Raw genomic sequence first — 26121 nt, 5'->3', positions numbered from 1 at the left:
CTGGTTAAGGAAAAGGGATAACCGCAACCATCAGGCCTTACGGTGTCATTCTGCCCCCAGCCGGAACAGACCCCTAGGGTGATCCGAAACCCCGACCAGTACCAGGCCATGCCTCTGGGCGTCGTTTTGCGACGACTGCCGGGTGTGACCCGCTGGGCCTCTTACAGCTGGAAAGCCGTAGCCGTTTTGCCGGGCGCCGGATCCGCCGATTGGCAAGAGTTACGCCGCGAGGGCGAAGCAGTTGAGTACCATGCCGCCACGTTGCCGTTGGAGCTACATGGCGCGGAGACCGAGGCATATCTGCATGGTCTGTCGGCGGCGGAGCCTGCCATCTATGTGGTGATGCGTGAATGTCCCGGGGATCAACCGCTTGAGCTCGTGTTGGTCACCGCGTCGCCCTACGAGGCGCAGGACTACACCGACAGCGGCGAAGAGATTGTCGAGAAGGTCGCGATGCCGCCCGGCCTGATGGCGTGGGTGCAGGGTTTTGTCACCGACTTCCATCAGGACGAAGCGTTCATCAAACGTAAGCGTGACAAGAAACGCATGGACCTGACGCAGGACGGTATTGGCGATCCGCGCATTGCAACTGCGGCGGACATCTATGCTTCGCCCGCGCGGCAGCGGAGGCGGGTGCATTGAGTTCGGGTCGTGATTTCTGGTCCCGGCGGCGTGCCGGGGTTGAGGCCGAAGAGCAGGTGCTTGGGGCCCGTGTGGCCGAGGCTGAAGTTGCCAAGCTGGAAGAACGCCCGGACGAAGAGCTGTTGGCAGAGTTGAACCTGCCGGAGCCTGAGGCACTGGATAGCCCGGATGAGGTCCGCGATTTCCTGAAGGCCGAGCTGCCGCAGCGATTGAAGACCCGCGCCTTGCGTCGCTTGTGGCGGTTGAACCCGATGCTCGCCAATCTGGATGGTTTGGTGGACTACGGTGAGGACTACACCGACGCCGCCATCCTCGAAACTGTTGAAATCACCAAAGGCCCCTGTGCCGGTGGCTTTGACACCTGCCACCGCATAACCGGACCGCATGAGCCCGTGGGCGAGGCTTGATGCAGCGGTGGTCTTGCCCGAATTCATCGAGGCGCCAAAAACGCCAATTACCGTTACGCGATCATTGGCAGGCAGGGTCGGCAGGGCGTAATCTGCGACGTTCATCACGCGACCCTTTTCGCCCGTCAGAAGTCCCAAGGGTTTCAGCCGCGTCGGATCATCCATAAAATCGTGGGCAGCATCGATGCGCCCGGCAACACCGCCGCCCGCAACCAGATCAATAAGATCATCATCAATGACAGCTGTCGCCAGGAATTGGTCGGGTGCGTAGCGGTCGCCAAGGCACAGCACGACCAGATCACCAGGGTAGCTTAGCGACACACGGCGTTCTGCCAGTTGCAACTTCTTGTGTTGGCCGATTTCCACGATTTCGCACAGGATCAGATCCCCGGCCTTGGCGGATCGAAAGTTCCCGGACAGCCCGCGCACGTCATCGCGGTTCACACGGCGAGTGGTGAACGCCCATTTCGCAATCTCGCAAAGGGCAGGGGTCAGAGAGTATATCTTGGTCATTGGTTTGCTCCGTGATGTAGCGTTTTGAATGACCCTTGTTTCTCTCTCTCGAATGATGGCCGTCCGGCAGGCAAATGAACCGCTGCCAGAAATGTGGATGAACGCGAGATGAAAATGTAAATTCACTATATCAAACTGTCCGGTTCCCGACGTGCGACCGGGATGACTGACACGCTAGTCATCATTGTCATCGCCTCCGTCGCTGTCGCCGCCGTTGTCTCCCCCGCCTCCGCCGCCACCGTCATTGTCGCCGCCATTATCGTCGTTGTCGTCGTTGTCATCGCGATCGTTTCTGTCATCTCGATCATCGTCGTCATTGTCTCCAGAGCCCGAGCGGCTTGTCCCTCCTTCAGGTTCTTCCCTCGGGCCTCTGCGCAATTCGCGGATTGTGATTCTGCTGTCGCCATTGTGGTCAGTGCTACGCATCAGCCGCGTCGCGCCGTCGCGCCCAAAGGCTGCAACCAGTTCATCAAAACTGAGGGATCCATCCGAATTGCTGTCTACGGACCGGAAACTGGCGGATTGGGCGTATGCACTCGAGAAAGAGATAAACGTAACAAGAAGAGCGAGAGGCAAGCTCATACGAAGTCCGCGTATACAAACCGCCCAGTTTGTACGCGCAACAACGCCATAGTCCTTTGCTCGCTTGCTCGTTCTTTTTACCATTTTCTGCCCGATATTACCCGCACTCAAGGCAAGGTATTTCCCAAAGCAGTAGTAAGTTGCATCTGTGGATGAACCCTATCCACTAAGAAAGATGAACGCCAGATGAACAAACCAAATGTCATGCGTGGCTGCGCAATCAGCCCAATCCGGACCATTCAGCTTAAGTTGAGGTATTTTATTTTACATAATTGTTATTATATACTATCTGCCAAAATCCTCCGCAGAATGTGATACCGGTGGTTCTGACCACCAAAGAAGATGCCTAGAACGCGCACCTCCATCAGTTCCTCGTCTGCGATAAAATAGAAAACAGCATTGTCTTTGGTCACGTGCCGCAGACCATCCATGATCTGCGGCACAAGCGTGCCTTGGAATGGCAGATCACCCAGACCGGTGAGCGCATCCTCAACGCCACGGACGCGGCTGGCTGCGCGGGTCAGTGCATCATCGATGGGTTCACCAAGATCGCGGTAGGATTGGAACAGGTGATCAAAGATCACTTCAATATCTGCGTCGCAGGCTGCGCTGCGTCGGACCCTAAACCCGGTGGGCACGGGTCTTGGCCGCGATCATATCCTCGGTTCGGCTACGCCCTTCATCCGCTGAGACGAATGGACCTGCTGCACGTTGGGCGAAAAAGGCCTGCAGCGCAGCCAGCTCTGCCGCTTCGCGTTCTTTCTCGGAACGAACCAGCTCAAGACCGCGCTGCACAACCGCACTGACGCTGGCATACTGCCCGTCTGCCACCAGTCGGCGGGTAAACTCGTCTTGTTGATCCGTGATCGAAACCGATGCTTTGACAGACATGACACGCTCCCTTTGCTACTCAGTAGTATAAAGGGACTGAATAGCCCTACGCAAGAGGCCCCTAGTTCAAATCCTGCAGCAACCGCCCATGTGTCTTACTCTCTGCAATCACGTCCGAGAGCGTATGCAGCCCTTTCCCTTCCAGAAGTGGGATCAGTTTGACCAGTGCCTGCGCGGTCACCTGCGCATCGCCCAGGGCTGTGTGCCGCAGCTCGGGCGGGATCATGATCTCAAGCCGATCGCACAGCGCATCCAAGGTATGTTCTTCTGTCGTGCCGAAGACGATGGCAGATAACAGGACGGTATCCAGCACTGGATGATCCCAGGTCACACCCATCTGCCTTTCGGCCCGACGCAGAAACGCCAGATCAAACGGGGCGTTGTGAGCGACCAGAACCGCATCCTTGCAGAACCCGTGCAATGCACGGCCGGCAACTGCGAAATCAGGTGCGCCTGCGACATCGGAGTCCGACACATGGTGCACGGCCGTCGATGCGGGTGGGATCGGGCGCCCTGGGTCAACATAACTGTCCAGCACCTCACCTTCGATGATCCGTCCGTTCAAGACACGCACAGCCCCCAACTGGACGACGTCGTCCTTGTCGGTCGACAGGCCCGTTGTCTCAGAGTCAAAGGCGACAAAGCACAGCTCGGACAACACAGTACCCTGCATGTCTGCGCCATCACCCGGATTCAAAAGATCAAAGTCATAGACAAGCGGGCGCGGCGCTTCGGGCGTCAGCGGCACCTCAGGCATGTCGATCAGCAACATGTACCCTGCCCCATCAAGCGGCTTCAACTTGGCCGCAAATGTCGTAGCTCCGTCCTTGTCCCGCAAATCAAACGCCACTTCGGCCCCTGTCTGATTCAGCGTGGATTTCGCCCGCCCCAGATCAGCTGCATAAAAGTAGTCCACCAGCGGCGCTTTGAGCCGAGGAACCGCAATGCCAGACAGGATGTCCGCCGCCTGCCCGTCATACAGGACAATCCCCATACGTTCGTTCACCATGATCGTGGCAACGGGAATTTCGGTCAGAAGGGCCGTCAGGCGCTCGGCCTCTGCCTGTAGTCGCGCCGTCTCGTGCGCCACGGTGGAAGCCGTATCCATTACGCTCGAATTGAGTGTATGCGATACGGCCTGCGCCGCGGGCGCAAGATCCCCAAGATAGCGGGCAGCATCCATATCTATCTTTGCCTCGATCCCGGAATGCGCTCGCAACCGCAAATCAGCAGCCAACGCATTGATTGGCTTGGCGATGTTTTCATCAAACAAAAACCAGATGACGGCGGCCAAGCCGGTATTGAGAAGGGCAAAGTGGACAAAGGCCGTTACAAACGGCCCACCCGGTGACGACGTCTCTGCCCGCGCCCACCCAACGTACAGCGACGCTGCGGCCAACCCTGCCCCACCCAACGCCACTAGGCAGAAGAACAGGAAAATGCGCAGGCGCAGGGACAGGCGGGTCAGCATCTCAGGTCTCACACACCATTGTCAGGATCGGATCATCTCCTGGCATTGTTTGCCAATCGGCATCCGTGATCGAGCCATCGTTCTCAAAATCCACCCCATCGATCAAAACCGCCGACCGTCCTCCGGCACAGTCCAACAACATGGGTGTCTGATTGACGGGCGACCATCGGCCAAAGAAGTACAGGTCGACCAGCCGTTGATAGGGTTGCGCATCGTTTCGGCGCAGGTTTGCCATGTCCACAGCCACAAACCGTTTTGAATAAGGAAAGAGCTGCGTCCACGGTCGCAGCCAGCTTTGTTCATCCACGGTCATCGCAATCTCGACACCCGCGGGCAGCCGCTCCGCCGTGCGCCCGAACCATGTGTACTCATTCGAGATGGTCATACCGATCATCCCGGCACCTGCTGCGACGGGCATCAGCCATTTGGGCAAACGTTTGCCCGTCAGCATGTTCAACAGCATAACAATCCCTGCGCAGCCGATGCCGGCAAAGATGGTTGCAATCAATTCAACAAACATGGTTCACCCCAACGCCCCTTTGCCAGTGCCAATGGCCGATTGCATAGTTTTGACCACAACGAATGCGTCCCGCAAATGGCTGCGCTCGAAATCCGACAGGGTCGCGGGCGACAGGTAATTGTCCGGCCCCTGCCCCGCCTTCACCTGTGCGGCCTGATGTTCCAACCGCATGGTTGCAATCAAGTCATAGGCATCCAGCAGGTCCGCGCCACCGGTGGCAGATAGCCCACCCGCCGCCATCGCCGCTTCGATCCGCCCCCGCGTGTTCACTGCCGTCAACTGCCCCTTCAAGGCATAGAGGCGGCCCAGATCCACCACAGGCACGACGCCATTGTGTTTCAGGTCCAACTGGTTGCGATGCTCTCCCGACCGGATGGTCGCCAGCCCACGCAGCATCCCCAAAGGTGGGTAATGCTTGAGCGAGTTGGCAATCAGGTGCGCCACAAAAATCGAGTTGCGCGACGCCTTCGACAACGTCTCGGCCTGTAGGTCGTCAAACAGGCTTTCGTCTCCGCCGATAGGCCGCAGATCGAACATGACCGAGGCCAGCATCTGCGCCTCGGGATTGGGTTTGGCAATCCAGCCAGTGAAATATGCCCGCCAGACCGACAAAGGCTGACACCAGCGCGGGTTGGTCGCCATCATGTCACCGGGACAATAGACATAGCCGCAGGTGTTCAGTCCGTCGCTGACGATCTGCGCTAGCTTCGCAAAGTACGGCATGTCAGCGTCGGTCACGTCATCCGACAGGATCAGGCAATTGTCCTGGTCCGAAACGCCTGTCTGTTCTCGTCGACCCTGTGACCCGCAGGCCAGCCACAAATACGGGTGCGGTGGCGGGCCAAGTTCGACCTCGGCCATGGCAAGCAAGCGGCGCGTTACCGTATCGGCAATGTCAGTCACAAGACGTGTGACGATATCGTGCCGCGTTCCCATGTTCACCAATTGCGCCAGCAACGCCAGAATTTCAGCCGTGACACGCGCCATTGCCGCGGCATCCTCAGCCTCGGCCACGCGGCGCACCAGATCAGCAGAGGACAGCGCCTGAAAGCGCGTCAGGTCTGTCTGCGTAACAATCCCCAACAGCGTCCCGTCTTCGACAATGGGAACATGACCAATACGCCGCTCCATCATCATATGCAGCACATCCATGCCCAAAGCACTTGGCGGCAGGGTCAAAGGGTCAGGGGTCATGATCGTGGACACGGCCTGATCAGGATCTGCACCACCGGCGACAACCTTGGCATTCATATCGCGTACTGTGACGATGCCCTGAAAACAATCCGAATCCACCACGCAGATGGACGAGATATGGTGCTGTGCCATCTGTTGTGCCGCCGTACGGATCGTATCGGTGGGCCAGCACGTCACTGGATCACGCGTCATCAACTGGTTCACCGGCAACACGGTCAAATCTTTGGCGTCCGTCCGCGCGGGATGGCGTCGATCAAAAAAGCGCGCAATCTTGGGATGCTCGCCGATCAGGGCATGCAGCACATCCGCTGGAATACGGATCAACGTCGTGGCGCCAATCGCGACAGCCGTGCGCTGTGAGGGGCCCCCACGCAGCAATGCGCGCTCACCAAATGAGTTGCGCGGACCCAAAAGGGACAGTTGCACATCCATCTCGTCCGTGACCTCAACCTCACCCGCGACGATCACATAGAGATACAGGATACTGTCCCCCACCTGAAACACCGGCGCGCCCGTATCAAACGTCTCGGTGGTACACAGACCGACCAATGCTTCCAGATCATCGGCACTCAGTGCGTCATAGGGATGGACCGACGCCAGGAATTGCGCGTGTTCAGTCTCAGGAGGCATCACATCACCCTGCGGAGGACAAAAAACCTGCCCACGAGGATCGCGGACAGGTTCAGGATCAAAAGGCGCATCGCAAAGAGAGACTGCGATGCGCCCGAAGGCCTTAGTGGTCCGCGGCTGCGGTACCCGCCCCGCGGGGGATACGCACGCTTTCCACCAGGTCCTTGATCTCTTGCGGGGTTTCCTTGGTCATGCCGGACACCACGTACGCTGTGGCGAAGTTGACCATGGCCCCGATCGCGCCAAACGATGTCGACTTGATCGGCCCCAACAGCGGATTGTCATCCGTGAACATGTTGGTGTCCGGGATAAAGAACCAGCCCTTGTGCAAGAAGATATAGAGCAAGGTCACAACCAGACCGGCCAGCATCCCTGCAACCGCCCCCACATTGTTGATGCGGGTCGAGAAGATGCCCATCATCAGCGCAGGGAAGATCGACGCCGCTGCCAGACCAAAGGCCAGCGCCACCGTCTGGGCCGCAAAACCCGGCGGGTTCAAGCCTAGGATCACGGCCACCACAATCGCCGCCGCCATCGAAATACGGGCCGCAAGCAGCTCGGACTTCTCTGACATGTTCGGCGTCAGCTGACCCTTCAACAGGTCGTGGGACACCGCGGAAGAGATCGCCAGAAGCAGACCTGCCGCCGTGGACAGAGCCGCCGCAAGGCCACCCGCGGCCACAAGGCCGATCACCCAACCCGGAAGGGATGCAATCTCTGGGTTCGCCAGCACCAGAATATCCCGGTTGAACTTGGTCAACTCATTGCCCACCCATCCGTTCTCGGCCGCCTTGGCCTGCAGATCAGCATTTTCGTCGTTGTAATACTGGATCAGGCCGTCGCCGTTCTTGTCTTCCCAATCCAGCAGACCGGTTTGCTGCCATGTCTCCATCCAGGCATATTCCGGATCGCTATCGATTTGCTCGACACTCACCGCCGCATTGTCAATCCCATTGGGCCACATCAGTTCCGAGATGTTCAGACGTGCCATCGCACCCACGGCAGGCGCGGTCAGGTACAACAGGGCGATAAATACCAGCGTCCAACCGGCAGACCAGCGCGCGTCCGACACTTTGGGCACGGTAAAGAAGCGCATGATGACGTGGGGCAGACCCGCCGTCCCGATCATCAGGGACAAGGTGAAAAGTACCATGTTCAGAGTAGATCCATGGGCCGCCGTGTACTCGGCAAAGCCAAGATCAGTCACGATCTGGTCGAGCTTGGCCAGTAGCGGCTCACCACTTTCAGTCGATCCAAACAGACCCAACGCGGGGATTGGATTGCCCGTCAGTTGCAGCGAGATGAAAACCGCCGGAATGGTATAGGCAGTGATCAGAACACAGTACTGCGCCACCTGCGTATACGTCACACCTTTCATGCCGCCAAACACGGCATAGGCAAACACCACGCAAGACCCGATCAGCAGCCCCCATGTCGCATCAATCTCAAGGAAGCGACCAAAGGCGATGCCGACGCCCTGCATCTGACCGATCACATAGGTGATCGACGCCACCAGCAGGCAGATCACGGCCACCATGCGGGCCGATGAGCTATAGAAACGATCGCCGATGAATTCAGACACCGTGAACTTGCCGAACTTCCGCAGGTAAGGCGCCAGAAGCAGCGCAAGCAGCACATAACCGCCCGTCCACCCCATCAAGTAGGATGAATTGTCGTAGCCGGTAAAGGCGATCAGGCCCGCCATCGAGATGAAAGAGGCCGCCGACATCCAGTCCGCCGCCGTGGCCATCCCGTTGGTGACTGGGTGCACGCCGCGACCCGCGGCGTAGAACTCGCTGGTCGAGCCCGCGCGGGCCCAGACAGCGATGCCGATGTAAAGCGCGAACGACGCGCCCACAAACAGCAGATTGAGTGTAAACTGGTCCATCTCTCTTACTCCTCGTCCACGCCGTATTGCTTATCGAGCCTGTTCATCCGCCAGGCGTAGAAAAAGATCAGCACCAGAAAGACGATGATCGAACCCTGCTGCGCAAACCAAAAGCCCAGGTCCGTGCCACCCACGGAAATCCCGCTCAGCGCAGGGCGCAGCACGATGCCGAAGCCAAAGGACACAAGGGCCCAGATCACCAACGAAATTAAGATCATGCGGACATTGGCCGCCCAATAGCCTTTGTCCCTCTCCGTGACTTGAGCAATATTTGTCGTTTCCTCCGACATCGTAGCTCCTCCTATCGTTTCCGTTGCGGGGCACGCGTGGCCCCTTTGGTCTATGGCACCCGAATGGCGTTGCGGGTTACCCTCGAAATTTCAGTCACTGTGCTGCAACTTGGGGTGACCAGCGATGACCCAGATCAAGGCAGGCACAGCGATCTTTCCCGGCCCCCAAGCACACGGGGATCTGTCTGCGCCCTTGCGGGACGCAGCCACGGCCACACACACAGCCGTGTTTTGCAGTTTCATTAGGCGGGTTCGGGCGTCAGCCCGCAGCCTCCCGCACCATCCCCGAAAGGGTCGCCGTGATTGCGTCGATCTCTCCCATCGCATCCAGGGATTGCAGCACGCCCTTACCCTCGTAATAGGCAATCAGCGGCGCTGTCTTTTTGTGATACTCGGTCAGCCGTTGGGCGACCGTTTCGGCATTGTCATCGGCCCGGCGTTTCATATGGGTATTCCCGCACTTGTCACAGGTGCCCAGCACAGCCGTCGGCTTATGCACGTCATGATAGCCTTCACCACAGTTGCCACAGGTGAAACGGCCCGAGATACGGGCGACCATCGCTGCGTCGTCAACCTCGAGGCTGATCGCGGCATTGATGTGCTGCCCAGCTTCGGCCAGCAATTCGTCCAGCGCCTCTGCTTGCCCGGTCGTGCGGGGAAACCCGTCAAGGATCACGCCGCGGGCACAGTCCTCATCCGTCAAACGGTCCTTGAGGATGGCGATCACGATATCATCACTGACCAGCCCGCCCGCCTCCATAACAGCCTTCGCTGCCTTGCCAGCATCCGTACCCGCCGCAACAGCGGCCCGCAGCAGATCGCCGGTGGAAAGCTGCACAAAGCCATGGGCGTCTTGCAGCATACGCGCTTGGGTCCCCTTCCCTGCTCCGGGCGGTCCAAGCAGGATGAAAACAGGCGCTGTGGCCGTTACCTGAGCACCATCCATCAGACATCACTCCGGTTCATACGATTTTCGATCAGATCTTCGACGACCGACGGGTCAGCAAGGGTCGAGGTATCGCCCAACGCCCCAAAGTCATCCTCGGCAATCTTGCGCAGAATGCGGCGCATGATCTTGCCTGACCGTGTCTTGGGCAGGCCCGGCGCCCATTGGATCAGATCGGGCTTGGCAATCGGGCCAATCTCCGTTCGGACCCAGACCTCCAGCTCCTTGCGCAGCGCGTCGCTGGGCTCTTCGCCGTTCATCAGGGTGACATAGGCATAGATGCCCTGCCCCTTCACTTCATGTGGATAGCCTACGACCGCCGCTTCAGCGACCTTGGCATGCGCCACCAGCGCGCTTTCCACCTCGGCGGTCCCCATCCGGTGACCGGACACGTTGATCACGTCATCCACACGACCCGTGATCCAGTAGTCACCATCGGCGTCCCGACGACAGCCGTCACCCGAGAAGTAATAGCCTTTGTAGTCCCCGAAATAAGTCTTCTCGAACCGCTCATGATCGCCCCAGACGGTGCGCATCTGACCGGGCCAGCTGTCCTTTATGCACAGCACGCCCTCAATCCCATTGCCGTCCAACTCAACACCGCTTTGCGGGTCCAGAACCACAGGTTGCACGCCAAAGAACGGCTGCTGGGCAGAACCAGGTTTCAGGTCCGTGGCGCCGGGCAGCGGTGTCAGCATGTGACCACCGGTTTCGGTCTGCCAGAACGTATCGACGATGGGACAATTCCCCTTGCCGACCACCTCGTGATACCAGTTCCACGCCTCGGGGTTGATCGGCTCACCGACCGAGCCCAGAAGACGAAGCGACGACAAATCGTATTTCTCGACCCATTCATTGCCAGCACCCATCAGGGCACGAATAGCCGTGGGCGCGGTATAGAACTGCGTGACGTTATGGCGTTCACACACGTCCCAGAACCGGCCCGCATCGGGGAAGGTCGGCACGCCTTCGAACATGATGGTGGTCGCGCCATTGGCGAGCGGGCCATAGACGATGTAACTGTGGCCGGTAACCCAGCCCACGTCAGCGGTACACCAGAACACATCGCCTTCGTGATAATCGAACGTGTATTGATGGGTCATCGCGGCGTAGGTCAGGTAGCCGCCCGAAGTGTGCACAACACCCTTCGGCTGACCGGTCGAGCCGGAGGTGTAGAGGATGAACAACGGATCTTCGGCGTTCATCTCTGCAGGGGCGGAGTAGTCCGAGACCTCCAGCGCCATCTCGTTGTAGTCATAGTCGCGGTCGGTCCAGGTCGTCTGACCGCCGGTCCGCTTCACCACCAGACACTTCACGCTGTCCTTGCAATGCAACAGGGCCGCGTCCGTATTGGACTTCAGCGGGGTCTCTCGTCCGCCTCGGGGCGCGTAATCGGCGGTAATGACGACCTTCGCGTCACAACCGTTGATACGTGCCCCGAGGGCGTCCGGGGAGAAACCGGCAAACACGATGGAATGGATGGCGCCGATGCGGGCACAGGCCAGCATCGCATAAGCGGCTTCCGGGATCATGGGGAGGTAAATGACAACCCGGTCGCCTTTGCGAACGCCCAACTCTTCCAGGATGTTTGCCATCTTGCAAACAGAGCGGTGCAGGTCGCGATACGTGATATGTTTCGGCTCTGCCTTGGACGTATCATCCGGTTCCCAGATGATTGCGGTCTGGTCGCCACGCGTCTCAAGATGCCGGTCGATGCAGTTGGCCGCCACGTTCAGCGTACCATCCTCAAACCAACGAATATCGATCTTGCCCGGCTCAAAAGACGTGTTCTTGACCGTCGTATAGGGCTTGATCCAATCCAACCGCTTGCCGTGTTCCCCCCAGAACGCATCAGGGTCGGCGACGGACGCAGCATACATCTTGGCATAGCCATCAGCATCCAGATGGGCGCGGGCCTTGGTCTCGTCAGATGGCGGGAAAACGGTCAAATTCGGCGTGTTTTGAATATTCATGGGTCTCCTCCGGTTTGGGATTAGATCCGCTTTGCATCGGCTTCGTCACCCGGGGCGTGCATCACTCGCCTGTCGAAGTGGACCATACACGCTTTTGTAAAAGCATGCGTTGAACGCTGGTCTTGAACGGTTTTTTTGTAAATTTTTCTTCCGGCTATACCGGTTTTTTGTAAATCTTTTTAAATCAGGCCGGATTTTCTCATGTTTTTCTGCAGCATAGCATTTTCCCGTAAAGATAGAACGGTATCCGTTTGTATACTGTTAGCGTAAGACAAGTTTACAGCAGCGACTGTGACAAATTGTCAACCAACGGTGACGGATGACGCGCATACCCAGAATCACTGAGATCGCGGGCACCTGACGCGACCCTATGCGCTGGCCGTCAGGGCGTCCGTTTCCCGCACTGCCGCAGGCAGCCAAATCTCGAAACAGGCGCCGCCCCCCTTGCGGTTGCGCGCACTGATCAGCCCACCGGCCCGTTGGATCAAGGTCTGCGAGATTGACAGGCCCAGCCCTGTCCCCTCGGCTTGCTTGGTGGTGTAGAACGGCGCAAAGACATCATTGACCTGCTCCGGCGCGATCCCTGGCCCGGTATCCGACACGGCAACACAGACACCGGCAATACCATCACGCTCAGCATCCATCGTCTGCAGCGTAAGCACCCCTTCAGACCCCATCGCTTGCACCGCGTTCATGATCAGGTTGATAAGCACCTGCTGCAATTCTCCGGGATCAATGCGTACGTCGTGCACGGCATCAAACCGTGTTTCGACCCCAATCTCGGCTTGCGAGATCACATGATTGACCAGCACAAGACAATCCGTGATCACCGGCTCCAGCGGCACGGTCTGCTTCAGATCTGCAAACTCCCCCGGTCGTGCAAATTGCAACAGCTTGCCCACGATGGTCTGGATGCGGGCAATCTGGCGGTCGACCAGCCCCAACTCGGTCCGGATGGCGACACCATCCTCCCCCAAACTTTCGCGGATTACGTCCATGTTGCCCTGAATGACGGCCACCGGGTTGTTGATCTCATGTGCGACACCAGCGGTAATCTCACCAATCGAAGCAAGCTTTTCGCTCATCACCAGCTGGCGAAACGTCTCTTCGAGTTTCTCATTGGCGCTTTGCAACTGAGCCGTGCGTCGTTCCACGCGCACATTCAGCTCTTCATTCAATGTACGCAGGTCCTGGTCCCGCTCTTGTACTTGGTCCAGCAGGTCATCAAGGTGGCCAGCGACCTCACCAATCTCGCCTGTGCCCCCCTCCTCACCATTGCGCGCAGACAGATTGCCGCGCTGCACCAGAAACATGGTGTGGGTCATACGTTCAAGCGGGGCAAAGATGCCCTTTGCCAACCGCAAGAAAACCGGCGCAGACAGCAACAGCACGGCAACAAAAGCGCCAAGGATGGCAAGGAAGGCGTTGCGCTTGGCGATGGTAAACGGCTCTTCCAGAAATCCGACATAGAGCATGCCGACATAGTCACCGAAACTGTCCGTCAGCGGCAGATAGCCCGAGATGTACCAGTCGTTGACGACAAAGGCCCGGTCCAGCCAAGTCTGCCCCTCGCCCAGCACCTTGCCCCGCACCGCAGCCGACACGCGGGTGCCAAGCGCACGCACATCCTCGAACAGGCGGACGTTGGTGGACACGCGCACGTCCTCCAGGAACAGTGTCGCCGTCCCCTGCCGTGATCCACCGCCTGTGGCGTCCTGATACACCAGCGCATTGATCGTATCGATAAAGCCAAGGTTGCGGTTCAACAGGATGCCCCCCACCAGCACTCCATCGCGCCCCCGCAAGGTCACTGGGGTGGCTGAATGGATGACCATACCACGGTCCTCGACCGTGCGATCCGTGGGCACGGCGGCCTCCGTGTCGATCAGCGGCAGGCGCGCACGCTCTGCGAGGTCAGACGAGATCGTAGCCAACATCTCTCCACTGAAAATGTCGATCTCTGTTCGCCCCTGCCCTTGGGCGGCACTTTGAATGACAGGCCAGACATCCGTCATGTCGGCACGCGGCAGAAAGTAGAGAAAATCCAGCCCAAGCGCCGCGCGCTTTTCCTCAAAGAACGCATCGCGTCCTAAGGGCGGTGTCTGTGCAAACTCGACCGACCCCGCCACGGCTTGCAGTTCATCCCCCGTCTGAACCATCAGTCGCGACAGGTACTGTTCGGCAATCCGCAGATCGCTTTCCACATTGGCAATCAGCACCTCGTCATAATCCGCCGTCCACCGCGTCATGCCCAGAAACAAGAGCAGCGGCATCAGCACGACCATCGGCGCAAGGGCCAGGATCAACAGACGGAAACGAACGGAATTCATATGTCCACGCTAACGCAGCGGGTTGTTTTCCGCAAAGCTCCGGAAAAAGGCGAGGTATGCGCGGTCCGCATCGCGCGGCGACTCCTTGCCCTGTGCCCAGGCACGCCACTCCTTTTCCACGTGATAGATGTCATAGCCGGGATAGCGCAGACGTGCAGTTTCATAGGTTTCGGTACGCAGCGCCGGGCCTGCAGCCTCAAGCCATGCAGGCCGGGGCTTCAAGTCCTCAGTCGTATCGGTCATCCGCGCCTTGCGTCCGATCTTGGAAAAGGACAGCTCGCGCTCCGTCTCGGCCATCCCTGCCCCATCCTTGCGCCACCATTTCAATTCGATGTGCGTAACGCGCCGCCCAGTCTTCACCGGCTCAATTTCGACCACGTAATCCGACAGCATGTTCACCTCGGCCACCGCCGGCTCAATCGCCCGCAGCTTGAGGTTGGACCACGAGGTCAGCTTGCCCTTGGGCACGCCCAGCACCCCGCGCAGATCATCCAGCGCAAACTTCTCGGACGACCGATAGCGCAGATTCCCGCGCTTCTGGATCATCTCGTAGAGGGTTAGCGCGTATTTGGAGCTGAGGGCAAACATCACTTCGCGCTGGAGCCGTGCAAAGACAGTCGAGTCCTTAATGATCTTCCGCAGCCGCTGAGGGATCTCGTATTCCAGCACCCCGTCCCGACGCGTTGTCTCGATATTGCCGCCCAACAGTTGCACCCGCTCGATGGCATCTTCGCCTTCATGCGTGACTTTCACCTTAACGATGGCCGACATCAGCCGCTCGACCGACTCCCCCACCCTGTCATTGGAATTGTGCGACCCACGCAGATCGGACTTGGCAATCACATGGGTCACCGGCTTTTCGATGGCATCCCACGCGTTTTCCAAAAGCTGGTTATAGATGCGCCGGTCGGCCAGCGTCAGCGGCGTGACCTCGACCAGGTCCACCAGCTCGCCCGGCTTCACCAGACTTTGCGCATTTGGCCGGGCGTCAATCGTCCGGTATGTTTGAGATGGGCGATCGGCCATGCTGCTCTTCTCTTACCTCTGACGGGCAGTGTGACGTAAGAATAACAGCAGGCGCGGGACGCGTCCACGAAAACGAAGGCACCCAATTTGTAAGGTTAAACGGGCATAAGGGAATCAGTAGTCCCGCCAAGTGATTCGAATAACGCCCAAAAATCAAAGGGCTGAGTCGCTGCTGAGACTCACCCAAAAAGTAAGGATTAGAGGCCACCCGATACGTAAGTTTTGCCTCCCCAACATGTAGGAGTTATCGTCCCAAGACGTAAGCAGAACCGCCCCAGAATGTAAGTCCCAGCGCCTCTTTTCCTATGAAATTCAGCGCTTTGAGCTGCGGGAACACTGAACACTATGAAATTAGAATAGAGGGGTGTTTTCTGTTTGGGGTTTTGATTGTGTTTTGTGGCAAACGTCGGCTCACCGAAGCCAACCACATACATAGTGGGTTCTGTCGCGCTTAAGATGCGCTAAACTTCCGAACAGAACGCAATGATCACTCAATTTCCAACCATTGGGCGCCTATCATCCAATTTCCGCTTTTTTCGCCCCTACCCTTCAAAGTTTGCACTTGAGGCAAACGCCCGCACCCGTCATGATTCGGACCAACGCCCCCATAAGAGGTCCATGATGGAGCAGTCCGCCCTTCCCCCCGTCTCCCTTGAGGAGTTGGACAAACTTGCCACTCGCGCCTCGACGGTGATCGATCGGCTACGCGATAGGCTCTATGCGCCCGGTGCACAAAAAACGCTCGATCTGCGTTTCAACGTCAAACGCGCCGCAGACATGGTGGGACGTAGTGACAAGCTGATCAGAGACGCTGAAGCAGATGGCCGTCTCCCAATGCCGGAAAAAGACCCTAATACAGGGCGCCGCACGGGATATTCCCTCGCGGACGTCAACCGAATGCGGCAGGTGTTCGGCACCCTGCCCCACCGCGCCAACAGCGATCCAGCGATGGTCCTCGCCATCCAGAACTTCAAGGGCGGCGTCGGCAAATCCACGATGGTCTGCCACTTCGCCCAGCACCTCGCCCTGCGCGGTTACCGCGTCTGCGTCGTAGATTGTGACAGCCAGGCCAGTACCACCTCTGTCTTTGGCCTGAACCCCGATGTGGACGTGGATGAAGAAGAGGACACGCTCTACCCCTTCTTCCGCCACGGCGGACCGCAAGACCTGTCCTACGCCCTGCGTGCCACCTACTGGCCCAACATCGCACTGATCCCTGCAAATCTCGGTCTCTATGACGCGGAATACGAATTTGCCGCCCGCATGGCCCGCGAACAGGTGTTCGTGCTCGACCGCCTGCGCAACGGGTTGGAGACGATCAAGGACCGGTTCGATGTCATCCTGCTGGACCCACCCCCTGCCCTCGGGATGCTGTCACTTTCGGTGTTGCGCGCAGCGGATGCATTGGTGATCCCTGCCCCGCCCAACAACATCGATTTTGGCTCTACCGCGCACTTTTTGAAAATGCTGGGTGCCACGCTCAACGAGCTCGCCCGCCACGGGGGTACGCGCGATTATGCCTTCGTTAAGATCCTCGCAACCAAGATGAATGACTCGAAATCAGCGCATATGGCGATCAAACGGATGATGGACGCGGTCTTCCCCCTCGACATGTTGCAATCGGTGCTCAAGGACAGCGCCGAGATCGACAATGCCGCGGCGAACCTGTCCACCGTCTACGAGCTGACCGGCCCGGCCACCCGGACCGAGACGCACAAACGCTGTCGCGCTTATCTGGATGCCGTGAACCGCGAGATCGAGGTGCTGATCCGCAAGACCTGGCCAAGCCATCACGCGCAACTGCGCAAGGAGGGACTGCTATGAGCCGCAAACATGATGCGATATTTGACGATGTTCTGAGCGATCTGGATGCTACGCCCGATGCGTCCGACCGCGCCGGTGCCCGCTTTCTCAAACGCACCACAGCCATCAGCGACCGGTTGGCCGGAGAGGTCGAGGAAAAGACACTGCGCTGGATCGACCCGGCCCGGTGCCGCATGTGGGAGCGGCATAACCGAGATTATGCTCTGCTGACCGAAGACAATTGCCGCGACTTGATCGACGGTATCCGTTCTCAGGGGCAGCAGGAGTTTCCTGCCATAGTGCGCCCCGTCGATGACGAGGATTATGACTTCGAAGTGATCTGCGGCGCGCGTCGGCACTTCGCTGTCAGCTGGTTACGTGCCAACAACTACACACAGTTCAAATACCTGGTGGAAGCGCGCCAGCTGTCGGACGAAGAGGCTTTCCGGCTGGCGGATATCGAGAACCGCGACCGCGAAGATATCTCGGATTATGAACGTGCGTTGGACTATGCTGATGCGGTTGCGCGCTACTATGGCGGCAAGCAAAAAGCGATGGCCGAGCGGCTTGAGGTCAGCCAGCCCTGGCTGTCGCGCTACCTGCAGCTGGCGAAGCTGCCGCGGGCGATCGTCGATGCGTTCCCGAACATCCGCGAAGTCCGTGAGCGCAATGCACGGGAATTGAAGCCGCTTTTGTCTCAACCGGACACCGCGCGCGCGGTGTTGGAAGAGGCGGGCGCCATAGGACGCGAACAGGCGCAGGGTCGGGCTGGCCGCGGGGCATTCGTGGATGCGACAACAGTCATGCGTCGCCTCACGCGGGCGGGCAAGCCCGTGCTGCCCAAGCCCGAACCGACGGGCCGTATCTATCGCCGCAGCGTCCACGACAAGGGGATCGAGGTGGCACAGAAGGGGCGGAAGATACGGATTGAGTTTGACGCGGGCATGTCCCGCGCTCAGCTTGAGGGCGCATTTTCGGCTTATCTCAAGGCTGAATTCGACGCTTGATCTAAAAAATTGCCCATGGGCAATTCTTACCCTGCCCGCGGAAATTGCCCGCGGGCAATTTTTTTGCCTGGCGGATAAACTGACCCTCAACTGTACTCGTCAGGGCTCTGCCAGAGACAACCTGACAGGCTGGCACAACAGGGCTGGTATCCACGCGCAAAACCGTCCAATTTCAGGAAAAAGAAACAACGGGAGGATCGGCCATCGTCGATCTATGGGAGGGTTTGCGACACGCCTTTTGGCTGGTCGTCACTTTTGATGCAGAGCTGGCAGAGATTGCGCTGCGCTCGCTCCGCGTCACCCTCACTGCTTTGGTCATCGCCTGCCTGATCGCCTTGCCCTTGGCAGCGCTTTTGGCCGTGCGTCGCTTTCGCTGGCGGCGGGCCACCATCGCCTTGCTCAACGCGCTGATGGGCCTGCCGCCGGTCGTTGTCGGGCTGATTGTTTACATCTTTCTATCCCGCTCCGGTCCATTTGGCGCGCTTGGCCTGCTCTTCACACCTACAGCCATGATCGTGGCGCAGGTGATCATTATCGTGCCTCTAATTGCGTCGATCGCACATCAGTCGCTGCGCGAGCTTTGGGCGGAATACCACGACCTGCTGATCTCGATGAACGTCACGCAGATGCAAAAGATGCGCACCCTCATTTGGGATGCACGACGGGCGCTGCTGACGGCTGCGTTGGCCGGGTTCGGCCGCGGGATCGGAGAGGTTGGTGCCATCATGATCGTCGGAGGAAACATCGACAATGCAACGCGTGTCTTGACGACGGCCATCGCGCTTGAGACCGGCAAAGGTGAGTTTGCGTTGGCGCTTGCACTGGGGTTCGTCCTCATCGCCCTGGCCCTGGGGGTCAACCTTGCCATCCACTGGATCGGTCAGACAGAGCGGGACAGCCGATGGTGACCGAGCTTTTTCCCGTAACGCTCAAGGGGGCCGAAACCTCGCGTCGTGGCAAGCGGCTGGTTGGCCCGGTGGATCTGTCGCTGGACGGGCAGGGGCTATGCGTAGTCTTGGGGCCAAACGGGTCCGGCAAGACAACGCTTTTGCGCCTGATGCACGGGACAGCCCGCCTGACCGGTGGAACAGTGCAGTGGGCGTGCGATATGGACACCGCGCGTCATCATCAGGCCTTTGTGTTCCAGCGTCCCGTCGTGCTGCGGCGGACGGTGGAAGAGAATCTGACATACCCCCTGCGCTTGCGGGGTGTGGATCGAAAGGCGGCGAAGGCTGCTGCTCAGGATTGGGCGGAACGGGTTGGACTGGGACAGCATCTGACGCGCCGGGCTATGGTCTTGTCGGGCGGGGAACAGCAGAAATTGGCCATCGCCCGCGCCCTGATCACAAATCCTGCACTGGTGTTTCTGGATGAACCCACGGCGTCCCTCGATGGCCGTGCGATGCGAGAGATCGAAGCGATTCTGCTTCAGGCCAAGGCGGACGGCACGCGACTGATTTTGTCGACACATGACATGGGTCAAGCCAGGCGGATCGCGGATGAGGTAGTGTTCATCCTAGGGGGGCAAGTGCACGAAACGGGCCCCGCCAAAATGTTTTTTGACACACCCAAAACACCCGAAGCCCGGGCCTTTTTGAAAGGAGACATCGTGGAATGAAACAGACGCTGTTGCTGGCACTTTTGACTCTGTTCGCAAGCGGGATGGCCCACGCCGCGGATCAGATGCGCATGGCGGTGACCACATCGTTCCACAATTCCGGGCTGGCGGATGTATTGCTGCCCCAAATCGCCAATGATCTGGACCTTGAAGTGCAGCTGCTGGTGGTTGGAACGGGTCAGGCATTGAAACTGGGCGAGGCGGGGGATGTGGATGCCATCCTTGTACACTCGCGCGCAGCAGAGGAAGCATTTGTCGAGGGCGGCTACGGCACCCACCGGCGCGAGATCATGTACAATGATTTTGTCTTTGTCGGTCCGGCGAATGACCCTGCGATCATTGGCGGGGCAGGCGCTGCGGAGGATGTCTTGCAGCGGATTGCGGAGGCCGAAGCCGTCTTTGTCAGCCGGGGGGACGACAGCGGCACTCACAAGAAGGAACTGAGCCTGTGGGCGGAGGCGGGTCTGGATGCCGACACGTTCGATGGTTGGTACAATGCCGTGGGCGCGGGCATGGGTGCGGCGTTGAACACGGCGTCGGGTCTCAATGCATATGTGTTGTCTGATCGCGCAAGTTGGTTGAACTTCGGGAACAAGGGCGACCTGGTGTTGCTTTTTGCGGGTGACCCGGTGTTGTTTAATCAATATGCTTATCTGCCGGTGAACCCGGCCCGGCATGATCATGTGAAATCGGACCTTGCCGCCAAGCTGGAGCGATGGCTGACATCCGCGCCCGCACAAGCCTTGATCGTTGGCTACACGATCGAAGGTGAAACGCTGTTCGTGTTCAATGCAGAATAGGCCCTAACAATGCCTATTCGTCCAGATTCCCATGGATTGCGAATTGATCCAGCCCGGCGTCTTGTGGCTGGATCGTGCGGAAGGCTTCGCGGACACCTGCATCCGTCAATTCGCGCGCAACGGTAAGCAGTGTATTGGGATCGTGATCTTCACACAGATCGATCATCTGTGCCAATTCTTCCGCCGCGACGGGGTGCGCCGCCTCGGGCGATGGGGCGCCGTAGTAGGTGACGAAGTGCTGGGCGAGGAGGGCGGTCAACGTCTCCAGCTCTGCCTGTTCCAGTTGGGTGACCGCGACAAACGTCACACGCCCACCGGTTTCCAGCCCGAACCATCCGTTGGCAAAGGCTTGGCGCGCCTTGCCGGTCAGGTCGCTCTCGCCCCAGTTTGAAAACTCGAACCCACCGGAAATGCACCATTCGCCGGTGCGGGCAGGGGAGGCGAAAACGTTCATGTCGCTTTCGTCGAAATGGATCGCGCGGGCGAGTTTCATGACGGGTTCTCCAACACGGTTGTGAGCGGGATCAGATGAGTTGTATCTGTATCGCGCAGAAGCATGCCAAACTCCTCGTCCACGCCCAGAAATGTGCCTGTTAGAGACCGATTTTCAGCCTCTTCCCGATCCCGTCCGCCAGTCCGCGCCATTCGGAGTGCAGGGATGCAGAGCCTTCATCTTCCCACCTGTTCAGCCAGTTCAACGTGTGCCTGGACCACGATTCGAGCAGGGCCGGTGGTGACACCTCTGAGCAGCCCTCGGCAAACAGGGCCGTTTCGTCCGGAGTCAGGCCCGTGTCCTCGGACGCTGGGATCAAGGGCAGGGTGAAGCCCACGACAAGCCAGTCTGGCAACGTGTCGGGATCTGTGCCAGATGCCATCGTGCGAAAGCCACCGCAGCGTGCGCCGTTAATGCGAATGCCGCCCCACCAATCCAGATGTACGGCCACCTCGGGCGGGGCCAGCGCACCGAGCGCGTTTTGAAGCCCCACACCGCACAAGGGCAGCATCGCCATTGCCTGAGACAGCGGCACTTCGGGCGCAAAGACCAGCGCGGCCTCCATCTCAGATGCACCCAATTTGTAAGAGATGAGGCCCGCATCACAGCCAAGCGTTGCGCGCATGACCGCGTGGTCAAAGGCGCTGTCAGGCGCTTCTTCGCCCCACATCAGCGGGGGAAAGGTGACCTGCGATCCGTCGCTCATGCTGCCCCCGCTGTTACAAGGCCCATAGCCACGTCCTGAAACGCCTTGGCTTGCGGGCTGTCGGGTTGGCTGACCGTAACGGGTGCGCCGCCATCTGCGGCCAACCTGATCTGCAGATCCAGCGGCACTTCAGCCAGCAAGGGCACGTCCAGTTTCTCGGCTTCCGCTTTGACCCCACCATGCCCAAACACGTGTTCCTCGTGCCCGCAGTTTGAGCAGATATGCGTACTCATATTCTCGATCATCCCGACGATGGGGACGTGCAGTTGCTGGAACATATCCACACCTTTGCGCGCATCCAAAAGGGCCACATCCTGCGGTGTAGAGACAATTATCGCGCCATCCACGACAAACTTTTGCGCCAAAGTCATCTGCACGTCGCCGGTCCCGGGCGGGAGGTCCACCAGCAGCACGTCAAGCGCCCCCCACTGCACCTGGCTCATCATCTGTTGCAATGCACCCATCAGCATGGGCCCGCGCCAGACGACCGCCTGATCCTCGTTCATCATCAGGCCGATGGACATCATGGTGACGCCATGGTTGCGCATCGGCAGGATTGTCTTGCCATCGGGGGAGGCGGGGCGACCAGACACGCCCAGCATCCGGGGCTGAGAGGGGCCGTAGACATCCGCATCGAGCAGACCCACGCGTCGTCCCTGTTGCGCCAGCGCACAGGCGAGGTTGGCCGATACGGTGGATTTACCAACGCCACCCTTTCCCGATGCAATCGCGAGAATGCGGTCAATGCCCGGGACCTTCTGTGGCCCTTTCGGATCGGCAGGGCGCTGTGGTTTCAAGTCGGGCGGTGGCGCTTTTTCCGTATGGCCCGTTAGTACAATCGACACGCTTTCGATGCCATCGAGGGCGCTCACGGCGGCTTCTGCCTGAGCTTTCACGCTTTCATAGACTGCGGCCTGTGCCGGGTTGATCTCCATCACGAAACGCACGGTGCTGCCGTCGACATTCAACGCCCGCATTACGCCGGACGACACGATGTCACCCCCTGGTGCGTCGAGGCCCTTGAGGACCTCGAGAACCTGTTCTCTGCTCGTGCTCACGCGTCAGTCCTGGCCGGTGATGGTGCCCGTGACCTCGTGGGTCATGTCGAGCTCTTCAATGGTGATGGTCGCCTTGACGGCATAGGATTTGCCGCCTGTCTCGGCACTGCGCATCGCCTCTTCGATGGCCTGTTGCGAGGTCACGCCGACCTGCTTCAGGAACTTGCGCATGGACATGTTGAAATCGTCGCTCATGGGGCTTTCCCCTCCCTAACGTTGACGGATTGCGCTGGTCAGCCGTAGGCTGCCGTAATGCGCATCTTGGTTCTGATCTTGGCGGTGTTGCCGGGTTTGGCAATGGCCGATGACAAGCGGGTGGTGTTCTACGCTCCGCCCGCATTGGTCGAGAGCGGGTTGATCAAGCACATCGCCCCGCGCTTTTCGCTGAAAACCCAAGTTAGGGTCGAAATTGCCGATGATCCTGCGGTTGCTGATCTGGTTCTGGGATCGGATGGAAGGGCGTTGTTTTCCGGTTTGGGCCAGACGTGGCACATGGATCTGCGCAGCGACGGCAAGGGCGCGCAGCGCTTTGCCGATTGGCTGACATCGGATGTGGGCCGCCGCACGGTGCAAAGCTTTGCGCCGGACGGGGAGGCGCTGTTCACCGAACCACAGATGCAGGAACGCATTGTGGCCAAGGTGGAAATGACCGGTGACGCCATCGCAGGGCAGGGCGTGTCCTGGGCCAAATGCGGGCGCTGTCACGTGACCGAGCGGGGCAAGGACAGTTTTGGCATCGGCTCGACCCCCAGCTTTTTCGTGATGCGTACATTCGAGGATTGGCAGTCGCGTTTTGCAGGCTTCTACGCATTGAAACCGCACGCCGCCTTCACCCAGCTTGAGGGTGTGACCGACCCGTTCCCCATCGACCGCCCGTCGCCCATAGCGCCCATCGAACTGACGCTTGATGATCTTGAGGCGATCTTGGCCTATGTGGCCGTGCTGGACCCTGCCGATCTGGGCAAACCGCTCGAACATCAGTGATCGCGCCGCTTTGACAGGTAGTCGTCCGTGGTGCGGACGCGGGGGCGTTCGCCGCCCTGGAACGGGTTATCGTCCGCGTGGAATTGTGCAGTGACCCGGCAATTGTCGCACATCTGGATCATGCGCAGCTTGTCGCCCGAGAACATGGCGTGGTCCTTGAGCTTTTTCGTGATCCGGTCGATGGTGGATTTTGAGCCAAAGAGCGATCCGCATTCGATGCACGGGAACGGTTCTTCTTCGTTCAGCACCTCTTGGCGCAGGGCTGCGTCGGTCAGGTCGAGGCGGGGTTCATAGGTGATCGCGTCCTCAGGACAGATGTTGGCGCAGAGGCCACATTGCAGACAGGCGTCTTCCTGGAACCGGAGTTGCGGCTTGTCGGAGTTGTCGCCCAAAGCGCCTGAGGGGCAGAGAGATACGCAGCTGAGGCACAGTGTGCAGGCATCGGTGTCCACCAGCACAGCGCCATAGGGCGCGCCATCGGGTAGGGGGATCTGATCGGTGCTAGGATGCAGTGCCCGGGCCGCTTGCCGCGTGATTTGCCGCCGCGTGCCCATGGGCCGAACCGGGGTTGCGACGGGGGGAGGGGCCTCGGCCCCATAAAGTGCATCGCTCATTACGTCGGGGTCTGGGGTGTCGAGCAGTGTTGCCTTGCCGTCGCCTGCAATGGCGTTTGTGAGGGCAATTTGTGTCTCCAACGCTGGGATATCCGCCTTGGGGCCGGGCAAGAGCGTGACGCTGGCAAAACCGGCAGCTAGGGCCGCAACAGCTTCGGCATGGCCAAACGCACCAATAGCCGCCATCTCAAGCGGAACCATGTCGGCTGGCAATCCACGGCCATGGCGGGCAGAGAGGCGGACCATTTCGGCGCCGTGGTCATCGTGGATCAGCAGGCGCGGGGCGGTGCCGCCAGCGTCGAGATATGCCTTGGCCATGGTCTGCACCCGCCGCATGGTCAGATCGACGGCTGGCGCGTCGTAGGTGATCGCTCCGGACGGGCAGGCGGCGGAGCACGCCCCGCAGCCTGCGCAGATCATCGGGTCGATGGCGACATGTTCGCCCGCAGACGTGATCGCACCGGTCGGGCACAGATCGAGGCAGTTGGTACACCCGGTCTGCTCGGCGCGGGAATGGGCGCACAGCAGGGGTGTGGTTTTGACGTAGAGCGTCTTTTCAAACGTGCCGGTCAGGTGGGACGCCGCCATGATGGCTGCGGCCACGCCGGGTGCATGCCCCGGCTCGGCCCGCAAGTACCCATCGCGCTTCTCATGGGCCGGGAACAGGGGGGTGTCGGCGCGCAAATCCAGGATGACATCGCATTGCGACACGGCGCCGTCGCGCGGATCGGTCAGGGTGAAGGCTCCGCGCCCGCCCGGTTCAATCTGCTGCAGGGCGTCGATCACCACTTCGAACTGGGCAAAGGCCCCTGAGGCGCGGCGCAGCTTGCCCACCACCACGTCATAGGCGCGGGTGTCGGGAATTTCGGCAGCGTTCGAAAGCAGGACGGTGATGCCAAGATGATCCTTAAGCTGTTCGGCGGCATCCAGCACGACGGCGGATGGCCCAAGGATCAGGCACAGCCCCTCGCTGACCACATCCAGCGTTTTTTCCGGCTCTGCGGGCAGCATGGCGTCGGCGATGAGTGCGGACATTTTGGGCAGTTTCGGGGCGGTATCGTCGCTCCATCCGGCACGGTCACGTAGGTCCAGAACAGGTGGGGCAGGGCGGTCCAGACCCTCTGCGAGTTCCTCGAAAATGCGGGCTTCTTGGGTACAACAAAAAACTGCATCCGGGTCCGAAAGGGCGGCTTCGGCCTGGGCCAACTGGGTGGTGCAGAGGGCCGAACAGGGTGGTTGCACGTCCAATCCGGTGGCCTCAGATAGCCCCTTGGCGTCGATGGTCTGGGTGCCCAAACAATCGCATGTTATCAAAGATTTGACCACGTATTCCTCCCTCGCGGCAAGGCTGTTTTTTATCCCCTGTCCGCTTGCGTCCCGGCGCCAGCCTAGACTTGATTCGTGGTGCTTCACAAACCGTTTTCAAGCGAACCAACCATGCGGCAGGGCATGGAAAACGGTGAGATGATTCGCGATTCGGTACACTGTCGTATTCCCGAGCGAAACGCTCGAATTAGACATTTCGTCCCTATGGCGCGGCATCCCTCGGACAGGCTGGCCAAACTGCCTTTGCGTCAACCCGATACGGAAAATCCTGCACAAGACGCTTCTCGGATGAATTTTTTGGCAGTTTGATGATTACAAGGGAGGACGTAGGGGGAGTTTATTCCGGCTGGGGGCAAAATGACACCATAAAGCCGTATGTCATTGGTGTTTTAAACTGTATTCGACCGTT

25 protein-coding genes and 1 pseudogene are annotated in these 26121 nt (G+C 59.4%); 9 read left to right on the top strand and 17 right to left on the bottom strand.

The annotated features are described in order from the left end of the window. Positions 1 to 108: 108 nt before the first annotated feature. The 3 genes from Q1A75_RS20135 to Q1A75_RS20125 all read left to right on the top strand — a co-directional run bounded on the left by Q1A75_RS20135 (position 109) and on the right by Q1A75_RS20125 (position 1364). Entirely contained in the window at positions 109 to 642 is a 534-nt protein-coding gene (locus Q1A75_RS20135; RefSeq protein ID WP_299592781.1) for a DUF3305 domain-containing protein, read from the top strand. A gap of 56 nt (positions 643 to 698) precedes the next feature. Next, positions 699 to 1049 (top strand): DUF3306 domain-containing protein, encoded by a 351-nt coding sequence (locus tag Q1A75_RS20130; RefSeq protein WP_366142223.1) that lies wholly within the window; start codon positions 699 to 701, stop codon positions 1047 to 1049. 171 nt (positions 1050 to 1220) lie between these two features. After that, positions 1221 to 1364 carry a hypothetical protein gene (locus Q1A75_RS20125; protein WP_299641012.1) on the top strand — a complete coding sequence of 48 codons (144 nt, stop codon included), beginning with the start codon at positions 1221 to 1223 and terminating at the stop codon, positions 1362 to 1364. 372 nt (positions 1365 to 1736) lie between these two features. Here Q1A75_RS20125 and Q1A75_RS20120 read toward each other — a convergent pair whose 3' ends face one another. The 12 genes from Q1A75_RS20120 to Q1A75_RS20065 all read right to left on the bottom strand — a co-directional run bounded on the left by Q1A75_RS20120 (position 1737) and on the right by Q1A75_RS20065 (position 15303). Further along, a complete protein-coding gene (locus Q1A75_RS20120; protein WP_299592760.1) occupies positions 1737 to 2144 on the bottom strand; it encodes a hypothetical protein in 408 nt (135 codons plus the stop codon). Between the two features lie 278 nt (positions 2145 to 2422). Then, the gene (locus Q1A75_RS20115) at positions 2423 to 2782 is read right to left on the bottom strand and encodes a type II toxin-antitoxin system RelE/ParE family toxin (protein ID WP_299641010.1); all 360 of its coding nucleotides are present in this window, start codon (positions 2780 to 2782) and stop codon (positions 2423 to 2425) included. Then, entirely contained in the window at positions 2766 to 3035 is a 270-nt protein-coding gene (locus tag Q1A75_RS20110) for a type II toxin-antitoxin system ParD family antitoxin (protein ID WP_299592762.1), read from the bottom strand. Before Q1A75_RS20110 ends, Q1A75_RS20115 begins: the two co-directional genes overlap by 17 nt. A gap of 61 nt (positions 3036 to 3096) precedes the next feature. Beyond that, positions 3097 to 4506 carry a 3'-5' exonuclease gene (locus Q1A75_RS20105; RefSeq protein ID WP_299592763.1) on the bottom strand — a complete coding sequence of 470 codons (1410 nt, stop codon included), beginning with the start codon at positions 4504 to 4506 and terminating at the stop codon, positions 3097 to 3099. Between the two features lies 1 nt (position 4507). Then, positions 4508 to 5026: a hypothetical protein gene (locus Q1A75_RS20100; protein WP_299592764.1), complete on the bottom strand. Its 519-nt coding sequence runs from the start codon at positions 5024 to 5026 to the stop codon at positions 4508 to 4510. A 3-nt stretch (positions 5027 to 5029) separates the two neighbouring features. Next, complete coding sequence (locus tag Q1A75_RS20095; RefSeq protein WP_299592765.1) at positions 5030 to 6850, bottom strand: DUF294 nucleotidyltransferase-like domain-containing protein; 1821 nt, start codon at positions 6848 to 6850, stop codon at positions 5030 to 5032. A gap of 103 nt (positions 6851 to 6953) precedes the next feature. After that, complete coding sequence (locus Q1A75_RS20090; RefSeq protein WP_299592766.1) at positions 6954 to 8738, bottom strand: sodium:solute symporter family protein; 1785 nt, start codon at positions 8736 to 8738, stop codon at positions 6954 to 6956. Between the two features lie 5 nt (positions 8739 to 8743). Continuing rightward, positions 8744 to 9028, bottom strand: a complete 285-nt coding sequence (locus Q1A75_RS20085) for a DUF4212 domain-containing protein (RefSeq protein WP_299592767.1) — start codon at positions 9026 to 9028, stop codon at positions 8744 to 8746. Between the two features lie 259 nt (positions 9029 to 9287). Next, the gene (locus tag Q1A75_RS20080; protein WP_299592768.1) at positions 9288 to 9974 is read right to left on the bottom strand and encodes an adenylate kinase; all 687 of its coding nucleotides are present in this window, start codon (positions 9972 to 9974) and stop codon (positions 9288 to 9290) included. Beyond that, positions 9974 to 11947, bottom strand: a complete 1974-nt coding sequence (acs, locus tag Q1A75_RS20075; protein WP_299592769.1) for an acetate--CoA ligase — start codon at positions 11945 to 11947, stop codon at positions 9974 to 9976. The genes Q1A75_RS20080 and acs overlap by 1 nt, the downstream gene beginning before the upstream one ends. Before the next feature lie 368 nt (positions 11948 to 12315). Next, positions 12316 to 14277, bottom strand: coding sequence for a cache domain-containing protein (locus Q1A75_RS20070; RefSeq protein WP_299592770.1), 1962 nt, complete (start codon positions 14275 to 14277; stop codon positions 12316 to 12318). A 9-nt stretch (positions 14278 to 14286) separates the two neighbouring features. Beyond that, positions 14287 to 15303, bottom strand: coding sequence for a replication initiation protein (locus Q1A75_RS20065; protein ID WP_299592771.1), 1017 nt, complete (start codon positions 15301 to 15303; stop codon positions 14287 to 14289). A 618-nt stretch (positions 15304 to 15921) separates the two neighbouring features. Here Q1A75_RS20065 and Q1A75_RS20060 point away from each other — a divergent pair. The 5 genes from Q1A75_RS20060 (at position 15922) to Q1A75_RS20040 (ending at position 20531) form a co-directional block, all read left to right on the top strand. Continuing rightward, entirely contained in the window at positions 15922 to 17127 is a 1206-nt protein-coding gene (locus Q1A75_RS20060; RefSeq protein ID WP_299592772.1) for an AAA family ATPase, read from the top strand. Further along, on the top strand, positions 17124 to 18113 hold the full coding sequence (locus tag Q1A75_RS20055) for a ParB/RepB/Spo0J family partition protein (RefSeq protein ID WP_299592773.1): 990 nt from the start codon (positions 17124 to 17126) through the stop codon (positions 18111 to 18113). Before Q1A75_RS20060 ends, Q1A75_RS20055 begins: the two co-directional genes overlap by 4 nt. Before the next feature lie 203 nt (positions 18114 to 18316). Continuing rightward, positions 18317 to 19021: an ABC transporter permease gene (locus tag Q1A75_RS20050; protein ID WP_299592783.1), complete on the top strand. Its 705-nt coding sequence runs from the start codon at positions 18317 to 18319 to the stop codon at positions 19019 to 19021. Next, positions 19015 to 19731, top strand: coding sequence for an ATP-binding cassette domain-containing protein (locus tag Q1A75_RS20045; protein WP_299592774.1), 717 nt, complete (start codon positions 19015 to 19017; stop codon positions 19729 to 19731). The genes Q1A75_RS20050 and Q1A75_RS20045 overlap by 7 nt, the downstream gene beginning before the upstream one ends. Then, positions 19728 to 20531, top strand: a complete 804-nt coding sequence (locus tag Q1A75_RS20040) for a substrate-binding domain-containing protein (protein WP_299592775.1) — start codon at positions 19728 to 19730, stop codon at positions 20529 to 20531. The genes Q1A75_RS20045 and Q1A75_RS20040 overlap by 4 nt, the downstream gene beginning before the upstream one ends. Positions 20532 to 20544: 13 nt before the next feature. Here the strand turns inward: Q1A75_RS20040 and Q1A75_RS20035 are convergent, their stop codons facing one another. From Q1A75_RS20035 to Q1A75_RS20020, 4 genes and pseudogenes are all read right to left on the bottom strand, one after another. Further along, a complete protein-coding gene (locus Q1A75_RS20035) occupies positions 20545 to 21024 on the bottom strand; it encodes a DUF6505 family protein (protein WP_299592776.1) in 480 nt (159 codons plus the stop codon). Then, a pseudogene (locus tag Q1A75_RS20030) lies at positions 21021 to 21730 on the bottom strand (DUF4444 domain-containing protein). The gene Q1A75_RS20035 and the pseudogene Q1A75_RS20030 overlap by 4 nt, the downstream one beginning before the upstream one ends. Next, a complete protein-coding gene (locus Q1A75_RS20025) occupies positions 21727 to 22788 on the bottom strand; it encodes an Mrp/NBP35 family ATP-binding protein (RefSeq protein WP_299592777.1) in 1062 nt (353 codons plus the stop codon). Before Q1A75_RS20025 ends, Q1A75_RS20030 begins: the two are co-directional and overlap by 4 nt. A gap of 3 nt (positions 22789 to 22791) precedes the next feature. After that, on the bottom strand, positions 22792 to 22983 hold the full coding sequence (locus Q1A75_RS20020) for a DUF6494 family protein (protein WP_299592778.1): 192 nt from the start codon (positions 22981 to 22983) through the stop codon (positions 22792 to 22794). Positions 22984 to 23040: 57 nt separating this feature from the next. On the opposite strand from Q1A75_RS20020, the gene Q1A75_RS20015 reads away from it, so the two are divergent. Next, positions 23041 to 23772 carry a hypothetical protein gene (locus Q1A75_RS20015; protein ID WP_299592779.1) on the top strand — a complete coding sequence of 244 codons (732 nt, stop codon included), beginning with the start codon at positions 23041 to 23043 and terminating at the stop codon, positions 23770 to 23772. Here the strand turns inward: Q1A75_RS20015 and Q1A75_RS20010 are convergent. Continuing rightward, positions 23766 to 25712 carry a 4Fe-4S binding protein gene (locus Q1A75_RS20010; RefSeq protein WP_299592780.1) on the bottom strand — a complete coding sequence of 649 codons (1947 nt, stop codon included), beginning with the start codon at positions 25710 to 25712 and terminating at the stop codon, positions 23766 to 23768. The genes Q1A75_RS20015 and Q1A75_RS20010 overlap by 7 nt on opposite strands. Positions 25713 to 26121: the final 409 nt, after the last annotated feature.

It is taken from the genome of uncultured Tateyamaria sp. (assembly GCF_947504105.1).
Classification (GTDB): Bacteria; Pseudomonadota; Alphaproteobacteria; order Rhodobacterales; family Rhodobacteraceae; genus Tateyamaria.
The sequence above is the reverse complement of the archived record's forward strand: the minus strand, read 5'-3'. Positions and strand labels throughout refer to the sequence as shown.